The sequence below is a fragment of the Chroococcidiopsis cubana SAG 39.79 genome, from assembly GCF_003991895.1.
GTDB lineage: Bacteria > Cyanobacteriota > Cyanobacteriia > Cyanobacteriales > Chroococcidiopsidaceae > Chroococcidiopsis > Chroococcidiopsis thermalis.
The window spans coordinates 233,453-253,169 of the sequence record NZ_RSCK01000002.1; the positions used below are offsets into that span (position 1 = coordinate 233,453).

The 19,717-nt window shown below is 43.0% G+C and carries 18 protein-coding genes; 13 read left to right on the plus strand and 5 right to left on the minus strand.

Features of this window, described 5'->3' with window-relative positions; translation table 11 throughout:
- Nucleotides 1-63 precede the first annotated feature (63 nt).
- The 7 genes from rcbX to DSM107010_RS41950 all read left to right on the plus strand — a co-directional run bounded on the left by rcbX (nucleotide 64) and on the right by DSM107010_RS41950 (nucleotide 5,157).
- Nucleotides 64-465, plus strand: coding sequence for a RuBisCO chaperone RbcX (gene rcbX, locus DSM107010_RS02415; RefSeq protein WP_015157219.1), 402 nt, complete (start codon nucleotides 64-66; stop codon nucleotides 463-465).
- 95 nt (nucleotides 466-560) lie between these two features.
- A complete protein-coding gene (locus tag DSM107010_RS02420; RefSeq protein ID WP_015157220.1) occupies nucleotides 561-905 on the plus strand; it encodes a ribulose bisphosphate carboxylase small subunit in 345 nt (114 codons plus the stop codon).
- 56 nt (nucleotides 906-961) lie between these two features.
- The gene (locus DSM107010_RS02425; RefSeq protein WP_241994095.1) at nucleotides 962-1,852 is read left to right on the plus strand and encodes an Rpn family recombination-promoting nuclease/putative transposase; all 891 of its coding nucleotides are present in this window, start codon (nucleotides 962-964) and stop codon (nucleotides 1,850-1,852) included.
- Nucleotides 1,853-1,931: 79 nt separating this feature from the next.
- Nucleotides 1,932-3,359, plus strand: a complete 1,428-nt coding sequence (locus tag DSM107010_RS02430) for a RuBisCO small subunit-like domain-containing protein (RefSeq protein ID WP_106168753.1) — start codon at nucleotides 1,932-1,934, stop codon at nucleotides 3,357-3,359.
- Nucleotides 3,360-3,862: 503 nt separating this feature from the next.
- Nucleotides 3,863-4,138: a hypothetical protein gene (locus DSM107010_RS02435; RefSeq protein ID WP_015157223.1), complete on the plus strand. Its 276-nt coding sequence runs from the start codon at nucleotides 3,863-3,865 to the stop codon at nucleotides 4,136-4,138.
- A 54-nt stretch (nucleotides 4,139-4,192) separates the two neighbouring features.
- Nucleotides 4,193-5,029: a class I SAM-dependent methyltransferase gene (locus tag DSM107010_RS02440; protein WP_106168754.1), complete on the plus strand. Its 837-nt coding sequence runs from the start codon at nucleotides 4,193-4,195 to the stop codon at nucleotides 5,027-5,029.
- Nucleotides 5,026-5,157, plus strand: a complete 132-nt coding sequence (locus DSM107010_RS41950; protein ID WP_258183955.1) for a hypothetical protein — start codon at nucleotides 5,026-5,028, stop codon at nucleotides 5,155-5,157. Before DSM107010_RS02440 ends, DSM107010_RS41950 begins: the two co-directional genes overlap by 4 nt.
- On the opposite strand, the gene DSM107010_RS02445 is transcribed toward DSM107010_RS41950, so the two are convergent.
- Together DSM107010_RS02445 and DSM107010_RS02450 are read right to left on the minus strand one after the other, a co-directional pair.
- Nucleotides 5,133-5,474, minus strand: a complete 342-nt coding sequence (locus DSM107010_RS02445; RefSeq protein ID WP_199755362.1) for an SH3 domain-containing protein — start codon at nucleotides 5,472-5,474, stop codon at nucleotides 5,133-5,135. The two genes, DSM107010_RS41950 and DSM107010_RS02445, sit on opposite strands and share 25 nt — an antisense overlap.
- A gap of 27 nt (nucleotides 5,475-5,501) precedes the next feature.
- Nucleotides 5,502-6,134 (minus strand): L,D-transpeptidase, encoded by a 633-nt coding sequence (locus DSM107010_RS02450; RefSeq protein ID WP_181246527.1) that lies wholly within the window; start codon nucleotides 6,132-6,134, stop codon nucleotides 5,502-5,504.
- A gap of 259 nt (nucleotides 6,135-6,393) precedes the next feature.
- Between DSM107010_RS02450 and DSM107010_RS02455 the strand changes: the two genes are divergently transcribed.
- Nucleotides 6,394-7,014 carry a hypothetical protein gene (locus DSM107010_RS02455; RefSeq protein ID WP_106170427.1) on the plus strand — a complete coding sequence of 207 codons (621 nt, stop codon included), beginning with the start codon at nucleotides 6,394-6,396 and terminating at the stop codon, nucleotides 7,012-7,014.
- Nucleotides 7,015-7,023: 9 nt separating this feature from the next.
- Here the strand turns inward: DSM107010_RS02455 and DSM107010_RS02460 are convergent, their stop codons facing one another.
- Nucleotides 7,024-7,971: a hypothetical protein gene (locus tag DSM107010_RS02460; RefSeq protein WP_015157226.1), complete on the minus strand. Its 948-nt coding sequence runs from the start codon at nucleotides 7,969-7,971 to the stop codon at nucleotides 7,024-7,026.
- A gap of 543 nt (nucleotides 7,972-8,514) precedes the next feature.
- Here DSM107010_RS02460 and DSM107010_RS02465 point away from each other — a divergent pair.
- Nucleotides 8,515-10,164 carry an alpha-amylase family glycosyl hydrolase gene (locus DSM107010_RS02465; protein ID WP_127022249.1) on the plus strand — a complete coding sequence of 550 codons (1,650 nt, stop codon included), beginning with the start codon at nucleotides 8,515-8,517 and terminating at the stop codon, nucleotides 10,162-10,164.
- 34 nt (nucleotides 10,165-10,198) lie between these two features.
- On the opposite strand, the gene DSM107010_RS02470 is transcribed toward DSM107010_RS02465, so the two are convergent.
- Both DSM107010_RS02470 and DSM107010_RS02475 read right to left on the minus strand, forming a co-directional pair.
- Complete coding sequence (locus DSM107010_RS02470) at nucleotides 10,199-12,619, minus strand: sucrose synthase (RefSeq protein ID WP_015157228.1); 2,421 nt, start codon at nucleotides 12,617-12,619, stop codon at nucleotides 10,199-10,201.
- 129 nt (nucleotides 12,620-12,748) lie between these two features.
- Nucleotides 12,749-14,272 (minus strand): carboxypeptidase M32, encoded by a 1,524-nt coding sequence (locus DSM107010_RS02475; protein ID WP_106168619.1) that lies wholly within the window; start codon nucleotides 14,270-14,272, stop codon nucleotides 12,749-12,751.
- Nucleotides 14,273-14,776: 504 nt separating this feature from the next.
- Between DSM107010_RS02475 and DSM107010_RS02480 the strand changes: the two genes are divergently transcribed.
- The 4 genes from DSM107010_RS02480 to DSM107010_RS38130 all read left to right on the plus strand — a co-directional run.
- On the plus strand, nucleotides 14,777-15,061 hold the full coding sequence (locus DSM107010_RS02480; protein WP_015157230.1) for a hypothetical protein: 285 nt from the start codon (nucleotides 14,777-14,779) through the stop codon (nucleotides 15,059-15,061).
- A 122-nt stretch (nucleotides 15,062-15,183) separates the two neighbouring features.
- The gene (locus tag DSM107010_RS02485; protein WP_106168617.1) at nucleotides 15,184-17,478 is read left to right on the plus strand and encodes a two-partner secretion domain-containing protein; all 2,295 of its coding nucleotides are present in this window, start codon (nucleotides 15,184-15,186) and stop codon (nucleotides 17,476-17,478) included.
- On the plus strand, nucleotides 17,468-19,312 hold the full coding sequence (locus DSM107010_RS02490; RefSeq protein WP_106168616.1) for a ShlB/FhaC/HecB family hemolysin secretion/activation protein: 1,845 nt from the start codon (nucleotides 17,468-17,470) through the stop codon (nucleotides 19,310-19,312). The genes DSM107010_RS02485 and DSM107010_RS02490 overlap by 11 nt, the downstream gene beginning before the upstream one ends.
- Nucleotides 19,313-19,350: 38 nt before the next feature.
- Nucleotides 19,351-19,717, plus strand: a 367-nt coding sequence (locus DSM107010_RS38130; protein WP_158631723.1) for a tetratricopeptide repeat protein, incomplete at its 3' end; no start/stop codon positions are given.

Genomic DNA, 19,717 nt, shown 5'->3' on the forward strand with positions numbered 1-19,717 from the left:
TGAGCTAGAATACTCAAAACTCACGACTCATACCTCATAACTCTACAAAGGCTGGGGTCAAGCATGGATATAAAGCGAATTGCGAAGGACACAGCCAAGACGCTGCAAAGCTACCTAACTTATCAGGCAGTAAGAACGGTGTTGGCGCAAATTGGTGAAACTAACCCTCCTCTGGCACTGTGGCTGCATCGCTTTTCTGCGACTGACAGAATACAAGACGGCGAAGCGTACATAGAAAATTTGTTTCGAGAAAAGCCTGATTTAGCATTGCGAATCATGACTGTCAGAGAACATTTAGCGGAGGAAGTGGCTGATTTCTTACCTGAGATGGTACGTGCTGGGATTCAGCAAGCCAACATGCAACACCGCAAGCAGCATCTAGAGCGGATTACGCAACTAGAAACAAATCCTAGCCTTGATTCTGAGCCGCAAACTACCTCAGAAACCAATCTGGATAGTCCTTAAATCGTCATTAGTTATTGGTTACTAGTTGTTTCTACAACAAACGACAAATGACAAATGACAATCATCAATTTTTCAGCAACCCACAGAGATAATCCATGCAAACGCTACCAAAAGATCGGCGCTACGAAACTCTATCTTATTTGCCTCCTCTAACTGACGCTCAAATTAGTCGTCAAGTTCAGTACATTCTGAGTCAAGGATACATTCCAGCAATTGAGTTCAACGAAAGCTCTGAACCAACAGAGTGTTATTGGACAATGTGGAAGCTGCCTTTGTTTGGAGCTGGAAGCACTCAAGAAGTATTGAATGAAGTTCAAGCTTGCCGTTCTCAGTATTCCAACTGCTACATTCGGATCGTTGGTTTCGATAACGTCAAGCAGTGTCAAATCCTCAGCTTCTTGGTTCACAAACCCAACAGCAGTGGTGGTAGATACTACTAAAAACTAGAAATAGTTAAAGTGTTTTGAAAGGAGGGGTAGATTCTACCTCTCCTTTTGTGGATTTTTTAGTGCGGTGGTTGCTTCGCAAACCGCTTTTGGCATCGCCCGTGCAAACAGATAGTCTATTCTACGAAATTTTCCAAACCGATCCAAGTATCGTTTTTGAACTTATAGGTAATTTATCCGCTAGAAATATTACCTACAGCTTTGCCTCCCAAGAAGTCAAACAAACTAGCTTTCGGATAGATGGTATTTTAGTACCGCCAATTTACGCTACTGACTTACCTATTGTCTTTGTCGAAGTTCAAGGTTATAAAGACAGCAAAAAAGTTCTTTATTCCAGTTTTTTTAGCCAAATTTTTTTGTATTTACACGACTACCAACCAGTTAATGATTGGCAAGCCATTTTAGTTTTTACCAGACGTAGTTTAGATCCAGGTTTACCTAGACAGTATCGGGTATTTGCATCTAGTTCCCAATTCCAGCGCATCTACTTAGATGAATTAGGCGAAACTGAAAATCTATCTTTGGGACTAAGTTTATTGCAACTCATTGGTTTAAGACAAGAGGTTGCTTCGGAACGGGGTAGGCGGTTGGTAGGAAGAATTAGACGTGAATTAACCGATGCCGGAAATCAGAGAAAATTTATAGAATTAGTAGAAACTGTATTCGTTTACAAATTTCCAGACTTGAGCAGAGAGGAGATAGAAGCGATGTTGGGATTAAACGAACTAAAACAAACCAAAGTCTACCAGGAAGCTTTAGCAGAAGGGCTGGAGCAAGGTAGAGAGCAAGGTAGAGAGCAAGGTAGAGAGCAAGGTAGAGAGGAAGGTAAACTAGCAGCAGTACCCTTGTTACTGAAAGCAGGATTAACAGTAGAACAGATTGCCGAACAACTGCAATTAGACATAGATGCTGTGAGAAAAGTAGCACAACAGCAATCTTAAGTAGATCGAGAAAAAGCGATCGCAACAACCAAAAAAAACTTAAGATAAGTTTAAGCGGCTCGACCTATCTGATAGATTCATGAATTACTACATTGCACCTCGTTTTCTCGAAAAAATCGCTGTATTTATCACCAAGAATTATTTAAATATTCCTGGTATTCGCGTACCGTTGATTTTAGGCGTTCACGGACGTAAAGGCGAGGGAAAATCTTTTCAGTGCGATTTAGTATTCGAGAAGATGGGGATAGAAATTACTCATATTTCTGGTGGTGAATTGGAAAGCCCCGATGCTGGAGATCCTTCGCGTTTGCTGCGTTTGCGCTATCGAGAGACAGCAGAATTGATCCGCGTGCGGGGTAAAATGTGCGCCATCATGATTAACGATCTCGATGCAGGCGCAGGACGATTTGATGAAGGCACTCAGTATACGGTGAATACTCAGTTGGTAAACGCCACGCTGATGAATATTGCGGATAATCCAACTAACGTACAATTACCTGGTAGTTACGACGAAACACCTTTACATCGCGTCCCAATTATTGTTACAGGTAATGATTTTTCCACTCTATACGCGCCATTAATTCGAGACGGTAGAATGGAAAAATTTTACTGGCAACCCGATCGCAGTGATAAAGTCGGTATCGTAGCTGGAATTTATTCAGACGACGGACTCTCATCACGGGAAATAGAGCAGTTAGTCGATACTTTCTCCAACCAGTCAGTCGATTTCTTTAGTGCCCTGCGTTCTAGAATTTACGACGAGCAAATTCGCGACTTTATCTTCAAAATTGGTATAGAGCAGGTATCGAGAAGAGTTGTAAATAGTGCCGATCGACCACCAGAATTTAGCAAGCCCAAATTCAATCTATCCCGTTTGATTGAAATGGGTAACTTGATGGTGAAAGAGCAGCAACAAGTACAGAGTTCTCAGCTAGTCAAAGAGTATAATCGAGCTTTAGATGGAAACAGGTATTTTAGAGAATATACTCCTCCAGCGCCACCAGAAAAACCGAAATCATCGCAGCCAGAAACTGTCACTTCGCCCTTTGGTAATGGTGCAGAATCCGCAAAGAATCCAGTAAAAAATTATTCACCTACACAAACGCCTCTTCCTGTTTGGCAATCTGGGAATCGATTTGTCAATGAAAGTATTCAATTGCCCCAAGCTAGTAGTGGAGTAGTAAACTCAGTTGAATCTTACGAGCTTCCAGTTCATAATAATCGTCACAATGAGGTAATATCAACTCAAATTGGCTTACAAACTTTGGAGCAAGTACGAAATTTAATAGCGCAAGGCTACCACATTGGTATCGAACATGTAGATAAACGCCGATTTCGGACTAATTCTTGGAAGAGTTGCGGTCAAAGTATTGTAGGTGAATCAGAAGCAATTACTGCGCTCGAAGTCAATTTGTCTGAATATCAAAATGAGTATTTGCGAATATTCGGAATTGAGCCAAGAACAAAGCGCCGGGTGATGGAAACAATTATCCACCGACCGGAGTAAGTAATTCTCGTTTGAGTGTAATAAATCTGTATGGGCGCGCAGTTAGCTGTAGCGCCTGATTTGTTTTATTGACGGAGGTTTGGCACGTGCGACTGATAGCAATTTTCAATTGGGTAAAACACGATCTGTAGGGGCGCACGGCTGTGCGCCCCTACAAGTATCACGCACTGATTTACATTTGACTACGGCAGAGAAGATCCCCCCAACCCCCCTTAAACAGGGGGACTACAGATGAATTTCTGTAGTCTAGTTTGAGTAACATGGTTTCAGTATGAGTTCAGACAGCAAATATTAAGTTTTATATACAAATAATTTATTGAAAGTAATTATCAATAAAATTTGAGTGTTCCAAAAAAATTTGCCTGTTCCAAAAGTGCGGTGAGCCAGATTCTCGGCTGACACGCAAAATTCGTTTGTCTTCGTCTCATTACATCTAGGTTTCACTGCCAAAATTATCTTGAAATGCAGCTCTCTCGTGACATGCAACCAACTATAGGAATCAAATGTTAATGACAATTTTTCTTGCTTGCTGTGCTTGGGCAATGACAATTGGCGCTTGCGTTAGCGCCATCCTTTCCATTGAAAAAGCCAGCGATCGCATCAAAACACTACATCAAATTCCCTGTTCTGGGTGTGCCTTTTTCACCAACGACTATCGGCTCAAATGCACGGTAAACCCAATAAATGCCTGTACGGAAGCAGCAATTGCCTGTCGCGACTTTGAACCCAGAACTCAGCCATGTCATGCTTGCCGTCAATGTCAGCATAAATTTGAATAGATTGAAACTTGCGATCGCCAAAACTCTAGCCAATTTTTCAGCATCTAAAAGACTATGAGTCAAGTAAAAGAATCGACTGCTAAACTCACGGGTGTGGCTGAAACGCTAACAATTACTCTATACGCTCGTTCTGTAGAAACTTTACGCCAAGATGCTATCCTCAAGGATGAAAAAGCAGTAGAAATTGCCGAAAAGTTAGACTATGACTTTGAGAAATATAGTCAAGGATGGGTATCTCAACTAGGTTGTGTTATTCGTGCCAGAGTTTACGATCGCGCTGTTTCAAATTTTCTGCAAACTCATCCTACAGCTATTGTTGTGAATTTAGGTGCGGGACTTTGCACGCGATTTTTTCGTCTCGATAACGGTGAGGTGCAGTGGTATGAGGTGGATTTCCCTGAAGTCATCGAACTAAAACGCAAGTTAGTAACTCCGAGCGATCGCTATCAGTTAATTTCGAGTTCGCTTTTAGATGCTGCATGGATTTCTAAAATTAATCGAGCAGAAGATCGACCTGTATTAATGATTATGGAAGGGGTTAGTATGTATCTGACAGCATCAGAAGTACGAACCTTATTTCAGCAGATTCACCAGCAGTTTTCTCCAGTCGAGATGCTTTTTGACGTGCTGAGTTCTAAACGAGCAAAGAATACTCAAGCTCACGATACAGTATCTAAAACCAACGCTCAATTTAGCTGGGGAATTGACAATTCTCAAGAACTAGAAACTTGGAATGTAGGAATTAGAGTTAAAGAGGAAATTTATTATTTAACCGAATTTGCCAAATATCCCCACCGTTTGCAACCGTGGTGGTTGAAATACCTAACTCCAATCTTAGTACCTTTATATAAAAAATCTGGTCGAATTTTACGAGTTGAGATCGGTAGATGAACGTAAATATTTATCGCCAGTCAAAGGCAGATGGCAGACGGCAGAAAGAAAAAAGCGTAAGGTGGGCAATGCCCACCCTACGAATGAAGGAAAATATATTTAATTATTCAGGATCGCCGCAAATATAATCAGCACGTACCCAACCACGATTACCATTATGGGAAATGTTCCACCAACGGAATCCATCGCTGCCATATTTGCTATCGTTGAGCGCGACAACATCCTTGTTGGGAATCTCTTCAATTTTACCAAAATTCTGTCCTGGTCCAGTTCTCAAAGACAAGCGACCGTTGCGATTGCGGGTACAAACTTCGGCATAGGCTTGACCTTCGCCATGATTGCTACCGATGTAGTCATTACCGTTCATACCTGGACCAACTTGTGCTGTCGCTGGTACGGCTGCGGTCAAAATTAAGGCGGAAGCCAAGAGCGTTTTTTTCAACATGGTACAATTTTCCTCAATGCAAATTAGTTAGCGAATTTGAACTTCAAGATACTTAGGCTGATACGTGCGAACGTAATTTAATAATTCAGTAAGCGTGTCTCTGTTAGTCACAGCAATACATCCTGATGTACCGTCTTCACCATTCTTTTTTTCAAAAGAAGGATCGTAGTGAATACCTAGCGCCGAACGTCCGGTTTGGAATAGAGGCTGTATGGGTAAAAAGCGATCGCCTGCTTCGGCGATTATGCCTGGAATGGGTACTTTGGCAACCTGGTATCTTCCATCTGGTAAAGGTGCTTCTGTACCCGAACGATGGCGATCGCGATCTTGGGTGTTGTACCGTCCGCTGACTGAGGTGTATGTTTTGAGTAGCTGTCCGTTGACGTAAAGATTAAGGTGATACAGCGGGTTTCCTCGCGCATTTGCTTTACTAGTTGGTGTCAGAGTCATGTAGTTACCCTGAGCAGCAGCAGTTAATTGAGCTTGCAAGTTCTTTGGCTCTGATTTATTCAAAGCGCGATCGCTACTAAATGTATTAGCTAATCTTGGTGGATAATCTTTTTCAGTTATTTCAAATGTTGTCTTTGCTTCTCCTTGTATGGAAAAGACAGCAACTAAAAAACAACTGAAAGAGATCGATGTTAAACTCTTCAGCGTCATAAATTATTAGTTTTAGAAGATCTCGTGCAACCCACACTGGGGTTTTATTCTTCTAAAATATGCTGTTAAATTGATAATTTCTTCGGTGAATTTACCAAAAAATTATGCTCTTAATACCGATCTTTTACGAGCATAGTCGCAATATTTATTGATAAAGCTTGGATAAACAAACAAATTTATTCAGAAATCTTACGGACAATCGAATTGTTATATAAAGAGAAAGTTACAATTAAGATAGCTGACTTTATGGTGTGGTTCCATGTCTTCCATCAGCCTAAATTGTGTTTTTAGACGTTCGCTGAAGCGTCAAGCAGTCAAATTATGTTTTGCGTCTTTAGCGATCGCTACAGTATATATCTCTATTCCATCTGCGATTTCCCAAGAACTCCCGATCGTGCGATCGGCAGCTTTAGATCCAGGGATTGACGTGCCGTGGTCGCAACCTGTAAGAATTATCGATCCATTTGAGGGAGAGTATGTGGGTATTTTCGATAAAAACTTCTTTTATCGACGTATTTTAAATACAAACGCCAGAATACAAGTCGTTAGCCTCTGGCGGAATGATTCGGTACGCTTCTTATTAGCTTATAGCGATCGCGATTGCAATTTTGGTCATGGCTGGTTTGACCATCGTATCAGTAGAGACTGTTTAACCGCAAACGCAGCTTTGGGAATTGCCAATCTATATATCAAAGTCGGCGATCGCGTTTTTCAACTAGAAGGAGATAATAGTAGGTTTCGCGTCAAACCAGATTTAGCCTCTGCCTTGAAAAACTCCCCAAGTGAAAATATTGGCATTCGATTGGTGACGGAAAGCGGAGAAATTGTAGATAGCGAAATCGGGAAGAGTACTGTAGCAGCTTGGAAAGAGATTTATTAACACGTATATTTAAGCCTTTGCTTCAGGTAAGCTTAGTACTTGACGCGCTCCATGCAATTTCACAAATCTTCGATACAACCACATCGTATCTCTTTCGGAGATGCCTTTGAGATTGACGAGATGATGTACTTTTTTCTGAGCGATTCTTTGCAAATAAGGTAAATCTTCAAACAAAGTCAAACAAGCGGCAAAATGCAACACGACTTGCAATAATGGTCGGGGCCAATTGAGATTGCTGTAGATATCGATAATGAGCTTATGCTCGTTAGCACCAACGGGAATAACATTGAACAAAACTGTAATGTATCGCTGGTTATAGACCGGAATACTCAACTCTACCGTATACGGAGTATGTAAGGTTAATCCTACTTCGACTATTGGTTGTCGCCAAATTCGTAACACGTTAGCAGGTGAATCTAACACAGTTTGAAATCTTACCATTCCCCCGCTTTGTGTCGGCTGAATTTGACTAACTCCAATCACTTTAAGGTTGTTAAGACTGAAATGGTGGATTGTCTCTAAGTGTTTGAGATTTAAAAGATGGTAAATTTGGCAAATGTAATGAAAGGGTAAGATATATTCTTGACGAATGACATGTTGCTCTTGCAGCTCTGACATTCTAGCTGTGGTTGCGTGTAAGCTATGCTCATCTATAGAGTTTCGTGCCTCAATTGCATAACTTCTGACTGCACCAATTCCACCAATATTTGAGCTTTCTTCAGGTTTGAGATAAATCCAGCCTAGTAAGAAAAAAGAAGCTGTAAATAAGTGTACCAGCTCTATAGAAGAGACATATCCATCAGTAAAAGCGGCAAAACTGCGATCGACAATACCAAATAACCAGGAAGGAATTCCAAACAGCCACAATCCATTTCTAAAGCTAGAAAAGACCAAGGGAAATTCGATCGCAGGTATATTGTTACTCTTGTAACTTTTATTTAGGGATTCTAGCTGCATAGGATTTTTGGAAAAAATTAGGTCTATTCTATCCGCATCGTCTGAAATTTTAATTCAGTACAAGCGCCATAATTTGGCTGAAAATAATTTGGTTTAGAAAGGGAAAGCTCCAACTATTTCCTTTCCTAGTTTTTAGGTTAGCTTTGTTACAGTTTACTCACCCTCTGCCGCAAGACAAAACACAGTTCTATCTAAATAATGAAAATTTAAAGTTAAATAAAATGTAAGTCTGTATTATCAGCTACACATATCTTAACAAATATTTTGAAGCGCGATCGCGCTCCACTTCAAACTCTGGCTCTAGACATATATCTGAAGAAGTACAGTTGATGGAGATAGGATTGAGATTTTTAATAAAATTGATAGAGATGCGATCGAACACTCAGTTAATTCATCAATTTTTGGGACTTGCCTGAAAAGAATCGTTCGCTCGTATATCTTGGGGAGGAAGGTAGAATAACTTATCTTCTACCCCGTGAATGATTTTCAAACTCTGTTTGCGCGTAAGACAATACGGGTGTTCGTCACTGTATTAAAAAAATCATGGCAAGCCCAATAGAATTTAGTTTATTTGCTCCATATAACAAAGGTGCGAAGCTAATTGGCTGCTTTTCCAATTGGGAAGAGATAGCGATGGAAAAAGGTAAAGACGGGTACTTTCGGACAAAAGTTGAATTAGAAGATGGCGTATATCAATATAAGTTTCGCGTCCAGTCTAAATCTTGGTTCTTTGAACCCGACCAATGGGTAGATGTTATCGATCCTTATGCTACAGATATCGATAACCCAACGCAGAATGCAGTAGTGCGGGTAAAAGATGGACAGCGGATTCTGGATACTTATGTATGGCAACACGACGACAAGCCATTACCGAGCGATCGCGAGTTGGTAATATATGAAATGCACGTTGGCGATTTTTCTGGTGGTGAAGACGACCCTCACGCACGCGGTAAATACAAACACGTTGTTGAAAAGTTAGATTATCTGTGCAAACTTGGTGTTAACGCAATCGAATTGATGCCAGTTAAAGAATACCCGGGAGATCATAGCTGGGGTTACAATCCCCGTCACTTTTTCGCCACAGAATCCAGCTACGGTTCTACAGAGGGATTGAAAAAACTGATCGATGAATGCCATGCAAAAGGCATTCGCGTTATCATGGACGGGATTTACAACCACTCAGAAGCAGAAAGTCCGCTAACTCAAATCGACCACGATTATTGGTATCATCACGAACCCCGCGACCCCGATAATAACTGGGGACCAGAGTTTAATTACGAATTTTACGATGAAAATTTAGAAACATATCCAGCACGGAAATTTATTGGCGACAACGTGCGATTTTGGGTGGAAGAATTTCATATTGATGGCATTCGCTTTGACGCTGCAAGACAAATTGCCAACTATGACTTCATGCATTGGATAGTGAATGAAGCCAAGCAAAAAGCCAGCATGAAGCCATTTTATACTGTTGCCGAACACATTCCCGAAACAACATCCATTACTAATGTAGATGGTCCGATGGATGGTTGCTGGCACGATAGTTTTTACCACGATGTTTTGGCGCACATTTGCGGTGACACCTTCGACTTAGAAAGACTTAAAGATGTCATTGACTGCAAGCGTCAAGGCTTCATGGGTGCAACTAATGTTGTCAATTACCTGACCAACCACGACCACAACCATTTGATGGTAGAGTTAGGCGATCGCCAAATCTTTGACGAAGAAGCCTTCAGGAGAATTAGATTGGGAGTTGCCTTATTAATGACAGCTGTTGGTGTTCCTTTAGTTTGGATGGGTGAAGAATTTGGTGAATATAAGCCAAAAACAACTGAATCTGCCAAAATCGAGTGGGGACTGCTGGGCAACGATCTCAATCGCAACTTATTTGAATACTACAAAGGATTAATTAACCTCCGCAAGCACAACCACGCGCTTTACACGGAAAATATCGATTTCTTCCACGAAAATCCAGAAGCTAAAGTCGTAGCTTACACTCGTTGGAACGATGAAGGTTCTCGCGTAGTTGTAATCGCTAATTTCTCAGAAAACTTCTTAGCTGGGTATCGCGTCGATAACTTCCCTGCTGCTGGAAAATGGCACGAATGGACGGGGAATTACGACCTCGAATCTGGGGAAGATATGCTGCTGGATATTGGTCCTTACGAAGCCAAAGTTTTTGTTTGGCAGTAGTAAGGTAGGGTGCGTTGTTAACGCACCCGATAACTTAACGATGCATGTGTTGTTCTAACAATTGTTGCGCCCTTGGACGATAAATTAAATAGAATAAAGCCTCAAGATAACGCAACAAGTCTTCGCGGTTTTCTTTGGAAATAAAATTCCAGAAACCGTAAATTCGTGCCAGAGATAGCAGGCGCGTAGTATGAATTTTCCAAGTATAAGTGCTGTAAACTCGGTCAATCCCCCGCGTGGAAATTTCATACCAATAATTAGGATTTTGTTCGCATTTCGTCACAAATTCCAAAATTTTATCGGCTGTTTCTTCTAGATGCGTTGGGTTGATGTAGAAACCATTTACCTTATCTTGAATGATTTCTAGCGGTCCCCCGAACTGAGTGGCAAAAGTCGGTAAACCAGAAATCATCGCCTCTAATACGGTTAAGCCGAAAGCTTCAAATAACGCTGGCTGCACGAAAATACCGTGACGGTCAGCAATGACGCGGTAAACTTCCCCAGAAGCAGATTTAGGCAAGCGTACCCCTAACCAGCGAATCTTGCCATGCAAATTGTACTGGTCGATGATGCTATAAAGCTTGACAATTTCATCCTTTTCTTCGTTGTCTTCCGATTCTTCAACGCGCAATTTCCCAGCAATTAAGATTAAATTGCAATGTTCTTGCAATGCTTCGCTTTTCCCAAAACACTCAGCTAAACCAGTTAAGTTTTTGATCCGGTCTAACCTGGCTACCGAGAAAATCGGACGCTTGCTGGGGTCGTCGAGTTTGCCATAAGCTTGAACGGGATCGTCCAAGGTAAATAATAGGTCTTCTACCCGTTCGCGATCGCTTGGCACGCGGTCTTCCATCCGCGAATATGGGAAGTAGTAACTTTCATTCACACCAGGCGGAACCACGTTAAATTTAGGACTGAATAGTTCGACTCCGCTGACAACGTGGTACAAGTCTGGCATTGTAAAGGACTTGTAGGATTCATACTGCCCGACACTATCGCGAGTCCCGACAATTTCTTGGTAGGTGCTGCTAATGACAAAATTAGCCGCATTCATGGCAATCAGATCGGCGGTGAATTGTAGCGAGAAGTGATATTTATCTTCTAAATCTTGCCAGTACAGGTTGCTAAACAAATACTTGGACTTTTCTAGCGCGTGGGCAATATTACACTGAGTAATCTTCATCCGTCGCGATAGTAAGAATGCGACTAAATTACCGTCAGAATAGTTACCGATAATTAGATCGGGTTTTCCATGCAATTCTGCTAGTAATTCCTTCTCAGCATCGATCGCGAAAGTTTCTAGGTAGGGCCATAACTCAAACCGCGAGATCCAGTTTTGTGTCAGTTTAGGATTGAATTCTCGCAACGGGACGCGCAAGATCCAAGCATTTTCCGTTCCATAAACTTTCTCTAATCTTTGATTGCAAAGAGTTCCATCGCTATTAGGAATTAAGCGGGTGAGAATGACAACTTTCGGCTTCACATTCATCCCGTCCAAACCCGCCAGGGTCGTATCTTCCTGCAACTGTTTTTCTAAACTTTTTACCTGGTCGAGGATGTATACCACCTGACCCCCTGTATCGGGTCGTCCCAAAACTCCCTCTTGTCCGAACCAGCCGTGGGATGAAACAAGGGCGATCTTAAAGATCATCGGAATCCGAGAAATAAAAGCTTCCAGGGTTTGCGGATCGGGAGAATCGATCAATTCATCGAGAATACTTAAAGTGTCTTGTACCCGCCCCGCCGTGTTTCCCCAGCCAGGTTCAAACCCCATCATTTGTAAGTCAAATTTGAAATTTTCGTAGGGTTCTTCACTGGCGCGATCGCCCACAAACGCGATCGCTCTTTTGATTTGATCGGATAATTGTTGATGGGACTTAATTCTGCCGTTAATTAGCAGTTGAATTCCATCATATTGATGTACCTGGAGAAAGTTAAACATACTTTCCAACCATTGTCTGGGGTCTTGAAACAATTTGCTGGAAAGATAGCGGTTGAGATACTGTACCCCCTTACCAATATTTTTCGGGTCGCGAATGGTGGGAGTGTAGTCGTAAAAAGGTCCAAAATCGAGTTCGAGAATATCCCCTTCATTTGGATGGTAGCGGTTGACAAAGCGATCGCGAACATCAAGCAATTCCTGTATCGTCAGCACTTCTACCATCAAATCTTCTGTGATTCGATAGAATTCTTGACTGGCAATTTTTTGGCGGATAATTAAACAAAGATTACCATTTTCTAGAATGATTTCTTGGGTATAGTAAATGAGCTTACCCAGATGAGAACCGCTATAAAATTCAGCCGACTTTTGGTACTTATTGCAGTACTCGACATACGACATCAGAATGTCGTTTCTCAACAAATACTTCTTATCTTGATGACGAATCTCGCTAAAAAACTGGCGCAGATCGCTTCTTTCTTCACTATCGAGAACAGTTTGCAGCAGTTCGGACATGATAAATTCCCCAAGAATGTTGTAGTTGGTAATTGGTAGTTGGTGAGTGGTAGTTGGTGAGTTGCTAGTGGCTAGTGGAACCAGAATCTTGAATCCAGTCACTAGTCACTAGTCACCAGACACTACTCCCTAAATTCCATACAATTCGCCAAATTTCTGTTTGATGTAGCTGATAAAGGGTTCGATTTGCAGGGGACTACCAGTCACCCGTTGGATTAATTCCGCCGCCGTATACTTGCGACCGTGTTGGTAGAGATTTTGTTTCAGCCAGTCGTGCAAGGTGGTAAAGTTACCAGAGGCGATTTGTTGAGGAATTTCTGGATGTGCTTGCGTTGCAGTAGCAAAGAATTGAGCGCTCATTAAGTTACCGAGGGTATATCCTTGGAACGCACCGCCAATCGCACCACCGTACCAGTGGACATCCTGTAAAACACCAATACTATCGTTGGGTGGGGTAATGCCAAGATCGGATTTGTAACGTTCGTTCCAAGCGTCAGGAAGGTCGCGAACTGCTAATTTACCTTCTAATAACTGCAATTCCAGGTCGAAACGAATCAAGACATGGAGATTATAGGTGACTTCATCGGCATCGGTGCGAATGAGCGATCGCTCGACTTTATTAATCGCTCGGTAAAATGTCTCTAAGTCAACTTTTCCTAACTGTTGGGGAAAGGTTTCCTGCAACTGGGGATAAAAGCATTTCCAAAAAGGACGACTTCTGCCCACCATATTTTCCCACAACCGCGATTGACTTTCATGCACTCCCGCTGAAGTTCCTCCCGCTAGTGGCGTAGCTTCGTATGCCCGACTCACTCCCTGTTCGTAGAGTGCGTGTCCGGTTTCGTGAATCGTACTAAATAGCCCTTCGTTCAAGTCATTTTCGCGCACGCGAGTGGTGATGCGGACATCCCCTGTAGAGAATTTAATCATGAAGGGGTGTAGGGTTTTGTCCTGTCGTCCCCGTTGAAAATCGTAACCGAGTTGTTCGATAACTTTGAAGCTGAAGTCTAGTTGTTCGGCTTCAGGGAAATGCTGGTGCAAGCAGGATGCGTCGGCTACGGGTTGAGCAGCAATTGCTTCGACAATGGGGACGAGTTCCTGACGCAGTTGAGTAAATAGCGATCGCACGCTCTTGACTGTCATGCCATAATCTGCATCTGCAATCAATGGATCGGCAATATGCTCGTACCCAGGAAAAAAGTTAGCGCGATCGCGACTCAGTTCTAATGTCTTTTCTAAATAAGGCGCAACTGTAGCAAAATCATTTGTAGCCCTTGCCTTTGCCCAAACTTCATAACACTCAGCCGTATGTTGTGAAAACTTAGCTGTAAAAGCAGGGGGAATATTGACCGCACGTTCGTAGTCGTGGCGCGTGATGCGGATCAGGCTTGCTTCATCTGAATCGTAGGCTAAGCTTTGTTCGTAAGGGCGTAAATCTTCTAATAGTTGTCCGATTTGCGGGTCGGTAAATTTCGTGTGGGCAATCTGCGCTAGCGTGGCTAATTGCCTTCCCCTTGCTGCTGCGCCTTCGGGAGGCATATACGTTGCTTGATCCCAATAGAGGAGGGATGCAGCCGATTCAATGTCGTTAATCTCTGTCAGGAGGGTTTTAAGTTGGGCGAGTTTGGGTTCTGTCTTTTCCAGAGTTTGCATGGGCTGAGCGTGTGGATTCTAGGTTCCTTTTGTCAATACTAAGTCCGACTTGCCCAGATGTGCATGGAAGTGCCAACTATTTTCAGGAAACAGGAAACTCTAGTCTGATAGCAATTCTCGATTGCGTGCGTGACATTTGTAGGGGCGCTTTCTCTGTGCGCCCCTACGGAGCGCGTGTTTTACCCAATCGAAAATCGCTATGAGAAAGGGCGAATGTAATCCGTAACTACATTAACAAAGTCTGTTAGCGCAGACTCATGGCAGATCGGTTAAGCCTTTATAGCGGCGATTTATAATTGCCAAGCTTCAGCTTCTTGCTTCCCACCTGAAAGCATCAGATCGCTTGTACAGCATAACTATTTCAAAAATCGCTCGATTTAGCACAAAAGTACTATGATTGACAGATTTCGGGAACTCAACTTATTTCTTCTGTATTGAAATTTAGCTGTGGGCGATCGCTGTCAACCGATCGCTGACAAAATAGAGTTTTCTAGGAGAAGCACAATGGACAACGATGCTATTCAACAAGAAATAATGGCACTTCTCAATCAGGAAGATATATTGTCCTCACTAAATAAGATATTTCAAAAATATGGCGTGTTAGACACTAAAAATATTTCCATAGAATTCAATTTTTTTGAGAAAACACCATCCGATCGCGATTGCCGTCCAAATACCAGCGTGTTGCCAGATCCCTCACCAGATAGTGTATTCCGAACCACTGCTTGGTTTTGCCCTTGCCCCCCAAACCAAGCTTGTGCGCCACCTCCTGGTAAGTGGATTGGGTGATACAGCCACAGGTATGTTTAGAATTATTCCTGCAACAAGAGGGTTTTTCTAAGTCATACTATTGCCTGTCTGACATACTCAGATATGCTCTTAAGTATGTCGATGTCTGAGTAAATTTAAAAATGGCTCAAAGTAGGAGTAGTTGGGGTTGGCGGCTACGGCTGGCGTGCTGTGTAGCCGTTAGTGGAGCGATCGCTACTGAAGATCGGATTTCAGCTCAGGTTGTTCCCGACAATACATTAGGTGCTGAAAGCTCATCAGTTAACCAAACTACTCCTCTAACTTCTCAAATTGAAGGTGGAGCAGCGCGGGGTAAAAATCTATTTCACAGCTTCGACCAGTTTTCTATCCCAGCAAATGGTGAAGTGCGCTTCAATAACGATGTAAATATTGAAAATATTATCACCCGCGTGACTGGCTCTAGTGCTTCTAATATAGATGGCGCGATCACCGCTAACGGTAGCGCCAACTTATTGTTAATCAATCCAAATGGAATTATTTTTGGCACTAATGCCTCGCTCAATATTGGTGGTTCATTTCTCGCTAGTACAGCGCGTAGCATTATTTTTGCCGATGGCACTCAGTTCGATGCAAATCATTCTCAAACTCCGCCCTTACTAACAGTTAATACGCCGATCGGCTTACAATTTGGCTCCAATTCTGGCGCGATCGTTAACCGCTCTCAAGCGTCTCTCAACGGAGCAGTAAATTACTTTGGCTTTCCTGCTGGTTTACAAGTAGTGACAGGTAAAACATTAGCACTTGTAGGAGGTAGTATTTTACAAGAGGGTGGAAATATGACAGCAGCAGAGGGACGAATTGAACTAGGCAGTGTTTTCGATAATAGTTTAGTGAATCTCAAGCCCACAGAAAAAGGCTGGAAGTTGGGATACGAGCAGGTACAAAATTTTCAAAACATTGAGTTAAATAGCTTTGCAAATATACCTTATTTAGATGTCAGTGGTGAAAGTAATGGCGATCTTCACCTTCAAGGTAAGGTAATTCAAATTAACAACTATGGATTGACTTCTATAAATAGACAAGAAATTCAACCGGGAAATTTGACTATAAACGCCTCAGATAATATAGAATTGGCGGGCGTGAATACCGTAATATCTACTTTAACTTTTGGAGCAGGAAATGGCGGAAGTATTACTTTCAATACTAAAAATTTAACCGTGAAAGAAGGGGCGCAAGTTTTTACTTCTACTTTTGCTACAGGTGCTGGAGGAAAATTAACTGTTAACGCATCAGAATCAGTACAAATAATTGGCAGTTTTCCTTTATCTATTGATAATTTTGAGGCATTTAGTAGTTTATCTAGTGCAACTGCTGCTGCTGGAAATGCAGGGGACTTAACAATTAATACTTCAAAACTCATTGTCAGAGATGGAGCAAAAATATCCACAGCCTCAGAGGGAATTGTTTTCGATCTAACTCTCAACCAGTTCGTACCAGCAACAGGCAAAGGAGGAAACCTCACTATCAACGCATCTGAATCTGTAGAGCTGACGGGGACTACAAAAAATGGTTCTCCGAGTACCTTAACTGCGATCGCTCAAGGTGGTGCAACTGCTGGAAATCTGAGAATTAATACAAAAAGTTTGACGATTGGGAATGAGGCGGAAATAAGTGTCAGCAGTTTCGGTACGGGTAATGCAGGCAACTTGGAAGTTACAGCTAATTCCATCCGTGTAGAAGATGGTGGCAAACTTACTGCTACCAGTAAATTCAGCAGTGACGGTGGAAATATAAACTTACAAAACCTGGACTTACTTACATTACGCAACAATGGTGAAATTTCTACTAGTGCGGAAGGTGCAGGCGATGGTGGCAATATAAATGTTGATACAGACAATCTAGTACTAGCAGAAAGAAGCAAAATTACAGCTAAAGCTGTCGATGGTCGCGGTGGTAATATCAGCATTACAACCCAAGGACTCTTTGTGTCTCCCGATAGTACGATCGATGCCAGCTCCGATCGCGGTCTTAATGGAATCGTAGAAATTAGAAGACCAGATGTAGACCCCAGCGCTGAGTTAGTTGTCTTACCAGCAGATGTCGTCGATGTCAGCGGTTTGGTGGCTCAAGGGTGTTCTGTAGGTAGCGTAGCATCAGGAGAAAGCAGCTTCGCGATCGCTGGACGAGGTGGCTTACCTCCAACTCCTGCCGAAACAACTAGAAGCGAGTCCATCTTGGCAGATTTGGGCATTGCAGAAAAGTCAAAAGTTAGAAGTCAAAAGTCAAAAGCAATTTCGACTCCCGTAGAAATTTCCAATAAAGTTAATCCCGCCCCACTTGTGGAAGCTACAGGGTGGGTGGTAGGTTCTAATGGTGAGGTCATACTGACTGCTTCTGTTATTACCGATACGCTTAATATTCCTTGGTTTAGACCGAATAGCTGTAATGGAACGTAAATTTTACAATAGTTTTGCATCCCTCCTCATACAAATAACGGGAGGGATTGGTTGTATAAGCATTAGTTTTTGTTTACTGACTCCTAGTCTTAATGCTAGCCCCGATCCGGCGGTCGTTGCACGGACAAACTTACAAGCACAACTCCCAATCGCTCAAACTCCCCGTCTCCCTGCACCGCCACCGCGTCCCCAAGATGTAATTCCGCGCTCCGAACCCGCGCCTCCAGAACTCCCGACACCCGCTCCCTTACCACCACCAGAAGATTTATTACAGCCACCTGATGCACCTCCCACACCCGCACCTATACCGGGAAAAATTCCAGAAAAACTAACAGTTAAAAGGTTTGAGGTGACTGGCAGTACGGTATTTAGCCCCCAAGATTTCGAGAAAGTTTTAGCTCCCTTCACAAATCGATCGCTGTCTTTTGCCGAACTGTTTCAAGCCCGTACTGCTGTTACGCAACTATATATAGATAAGGGATATATTACCTCTGGGGCTTTAATTCCACCCCAAGCCATCCAAGACGGCGTAGTGAAAATTCAAGTCGTCGAAGGGGGATTAGAAGCAGTTAACATACAGGGAACGCGGCGATTAAGACCTAGTTACATTCGCGATCGCATTCCGCAAGCCACACCCCTGAACCAACAACGCCTGTTAGAGGCTTTGCAACTGCTACAACTCAATCCCTTAATTCAAAACCTTTCAGCCGAACTTTCAGCAGGGACTCGTGCAGGTACGAGCGTGCTAGATGTCACTGTGAAAGAAGCAGATACCTTTGATACGCAAATTGTATTGGATAACGGGCGATCGCCCAGTGTTGGTAGCTTCCGGCGACGGGTGCAATTGAATCAAGCTAATTTACTCGGATTTGGCGATGGGTTGAGTTTTGCATATAGCAATACCGATGGTAGCAACGGCATAGATGGTAGTTATACAATCCCCGTAAATGCTAAAAATGGCGCGGTTAGCTTGAATGTTGGATTTACCGACAGCAACGTGATCGAACCTCCATTCGACGACCTCGAAATTGATGGTAATTCCCGCTATTTTGAACTCAGCTATCGTCAACCTATATTGCAATCTCCTAATCGTGAATTTGCCCTCGGTTTGACAGCGGCGCGGCGTGAAAGCGAAATTTCTTCCGATGTTTTAGAAGAGTTTGACTATCCTTCCTCTTTACTCTCACCAGGCGCAGATGAGGATGGAGATACTCGCATTTCAGCCGTCCAATTCTTTCAAGAATGGACGCAACGTAATACCAGAGAAGTATTTGCAGCGCGATCGCAATTTAATTTAGGTGTGGGAGCATTTGACGCTACGATTAACAGCGATGCTCCAGACAGTCGCTTCTTCTCCTGGCAAGGACAAGCGCAATGGGTACGGTTGCTGGCTCCCGATACTTTATTCCTACTCCGTACAAATATCCAAATTGCTGACGATCCGCTCGTACCTTTAGAACAATTTGGCGTAGGTGGACTCGAAAGCGTCAGAGGCTACCGTCAAGATGCACTGCTATCAGATGGTGGTTTATTTGCTTCGGCAGAACTGCGCATTCCAGTTTATCGCGTTCCCGAACGGCAATTGACACTACAAGTCACGCCCTTCGTCGATTTTGGAACGATTTGGAACGAAGCTGGGCGATCGGTAGATGATTTGACTCCGCCTGAAGACGAAGATACCTTAGTATCGGTAGGCTTGGGATTGCGCTTTCAACTAGCAGACACCGTAACTGCTCGTCTAGATTGGGGTATTCCCTTAGTCGATATTGAAGACCGCGATCGCACCTGGCAAGAAAACGGCGTATATTTTTCGGTCAATTACAGTTTGTTTTAAGGCAAGAGGCAAGAGGTAAGAGGTGAGAGGTAATAACAATGTCAATCTCAAAAACTTACCTCGCAGTATTGTTAATTTTCCTCCCTGGAACGGCGATCGCAGCTCCATCCGCTCCAGAGATCGCTGTGCAACCAACACAGAGCAGCGGTGATGACGCACAATTATTGCGACAAGGCAGAGAACTCTATACAGCCGGACAATTTGCCCAAGCAGTAAAAATCTGGCAACAAGCAGCGCAAAACTATAGAGCCAAAGGAGATAAGCTCAATCTCGCGATCGCCTCCAGCAATTTATCTTTAGCCTATCAGCAACTCGGACAGTGGCAGCAGGCAGAACAGGCGATCGCTGTTAGTTTCGATCTGTTGGGATACCTTGCAAATGAGACAAGGAGACAAGGGGGACAAG

Coding starts and splice junctions, on each gene's coding strand:
- rcbX (WP_015157219.1), top strand. CDS start 64: ATGGATATAAAGCGAATTGCGAAGGACACAGCCAAGACGCTGCAAAGC.
- DSM107010_RS02420 (WP_015157220.1), top strand. CDS start 561: ATGCAAACGCTACCAAAAGATCGGCGCTACGAAACTCTATCTTATTTG.
- DSM107010_RS02430 (WP_106168753.1), top strand. CDS start 1,932: ATGAATTACTACATTGCACCTCGTTTTCTCGAAAAAATCGCTGTATTT.
- DSM107010_RS02435 (WP_015157223.1), top strand. CDS start 3,863: ATGTTAATGACAATTTTTCTTGCTTGCTGTGCTTGGGCAATGACAATT.
- DSM107010_RS02440 (WP_106168754.1), top strand. CDS start 4,193: ATGAGTCAAGTAAAAGAATCGACTGCTAAACTCACGGGTGTGGCTGAA.
- DSM107010_RS41950 (WP_258183955.1), top strand. CDS start 5,026: ATGAACGTAAATATTTATCGCCAGTCAAAGGCAGATGGCAGACGGCAG.
- DSM107010_RS02445 (WP_199755362.1), bottom strand. CDS start 5,474: ATGTTGAAAAAAACGCTCTTGGCTTCCGCCTTAATTTTGACCGCAGCC.
- DSM107010_RS02450 (WP_181246527.1), bottom strand. CDS start 6,134: ATGACGCTGAAGAGTTTAACATCGATCTCTTTCAGTTGTTTTTTAGTT.
- DSM107010_RS02455 (WP_106170427.1), top strand. CDS start 6,394: ATGTCTTCCATCAGCCTAAATTGTGTTTTTAGACGTTCGCTGAAGCGT.
- DSM107010_RS02460 (WP_015157226.1), bottom strand. CDS start 7,971: ATGCAGCTAGAATCCCTAAATAAAAGTTACAAGAGTAACAATATACCT.
- DSM107010_RS02465 (WP_127022249.1), top strand. CDS start 8,515: ATGGCAAGCCCAATAGAATTTAGTTTATTTGCTCCATATAACAAAGGT.
- DSM107010_RS02470 (WP_015157228.1), bottom strand. CDS start 12,619: ATGTCCGAACTGCTGCAAACTGTTCTCGATAGTGAAGAAAGAAGCGAT.
- DSM107010_RS02475 (WP_106168619.1), bottom strand. CDS start 14,272: ATGCAAACTCTGGAAAAGACAGAACCCAAACTCGCCCAACTTAAAACC.
- DSM107010_RS02480 (WP_015157230.1), top strand. CDS start 14,777: ATGGACAACGATGCTATTCAACAAGAAATAATGGCACTTCTCAATCAG.
- DSM107010_RS02485 (WP_106168617.1), top strand. CDS start 15,184: ATGGCTCAAAGTAGGAGTAGTTGGGGTTGGCGGCTACGGCTGGCGTGC.
- DSM107010_RS02490 (WP_106168616.1), top strand. CDS start 17,468: ATGGAACGTAAATTTTACAATAGTTTTGCATCCCTCCTCATACAAATA.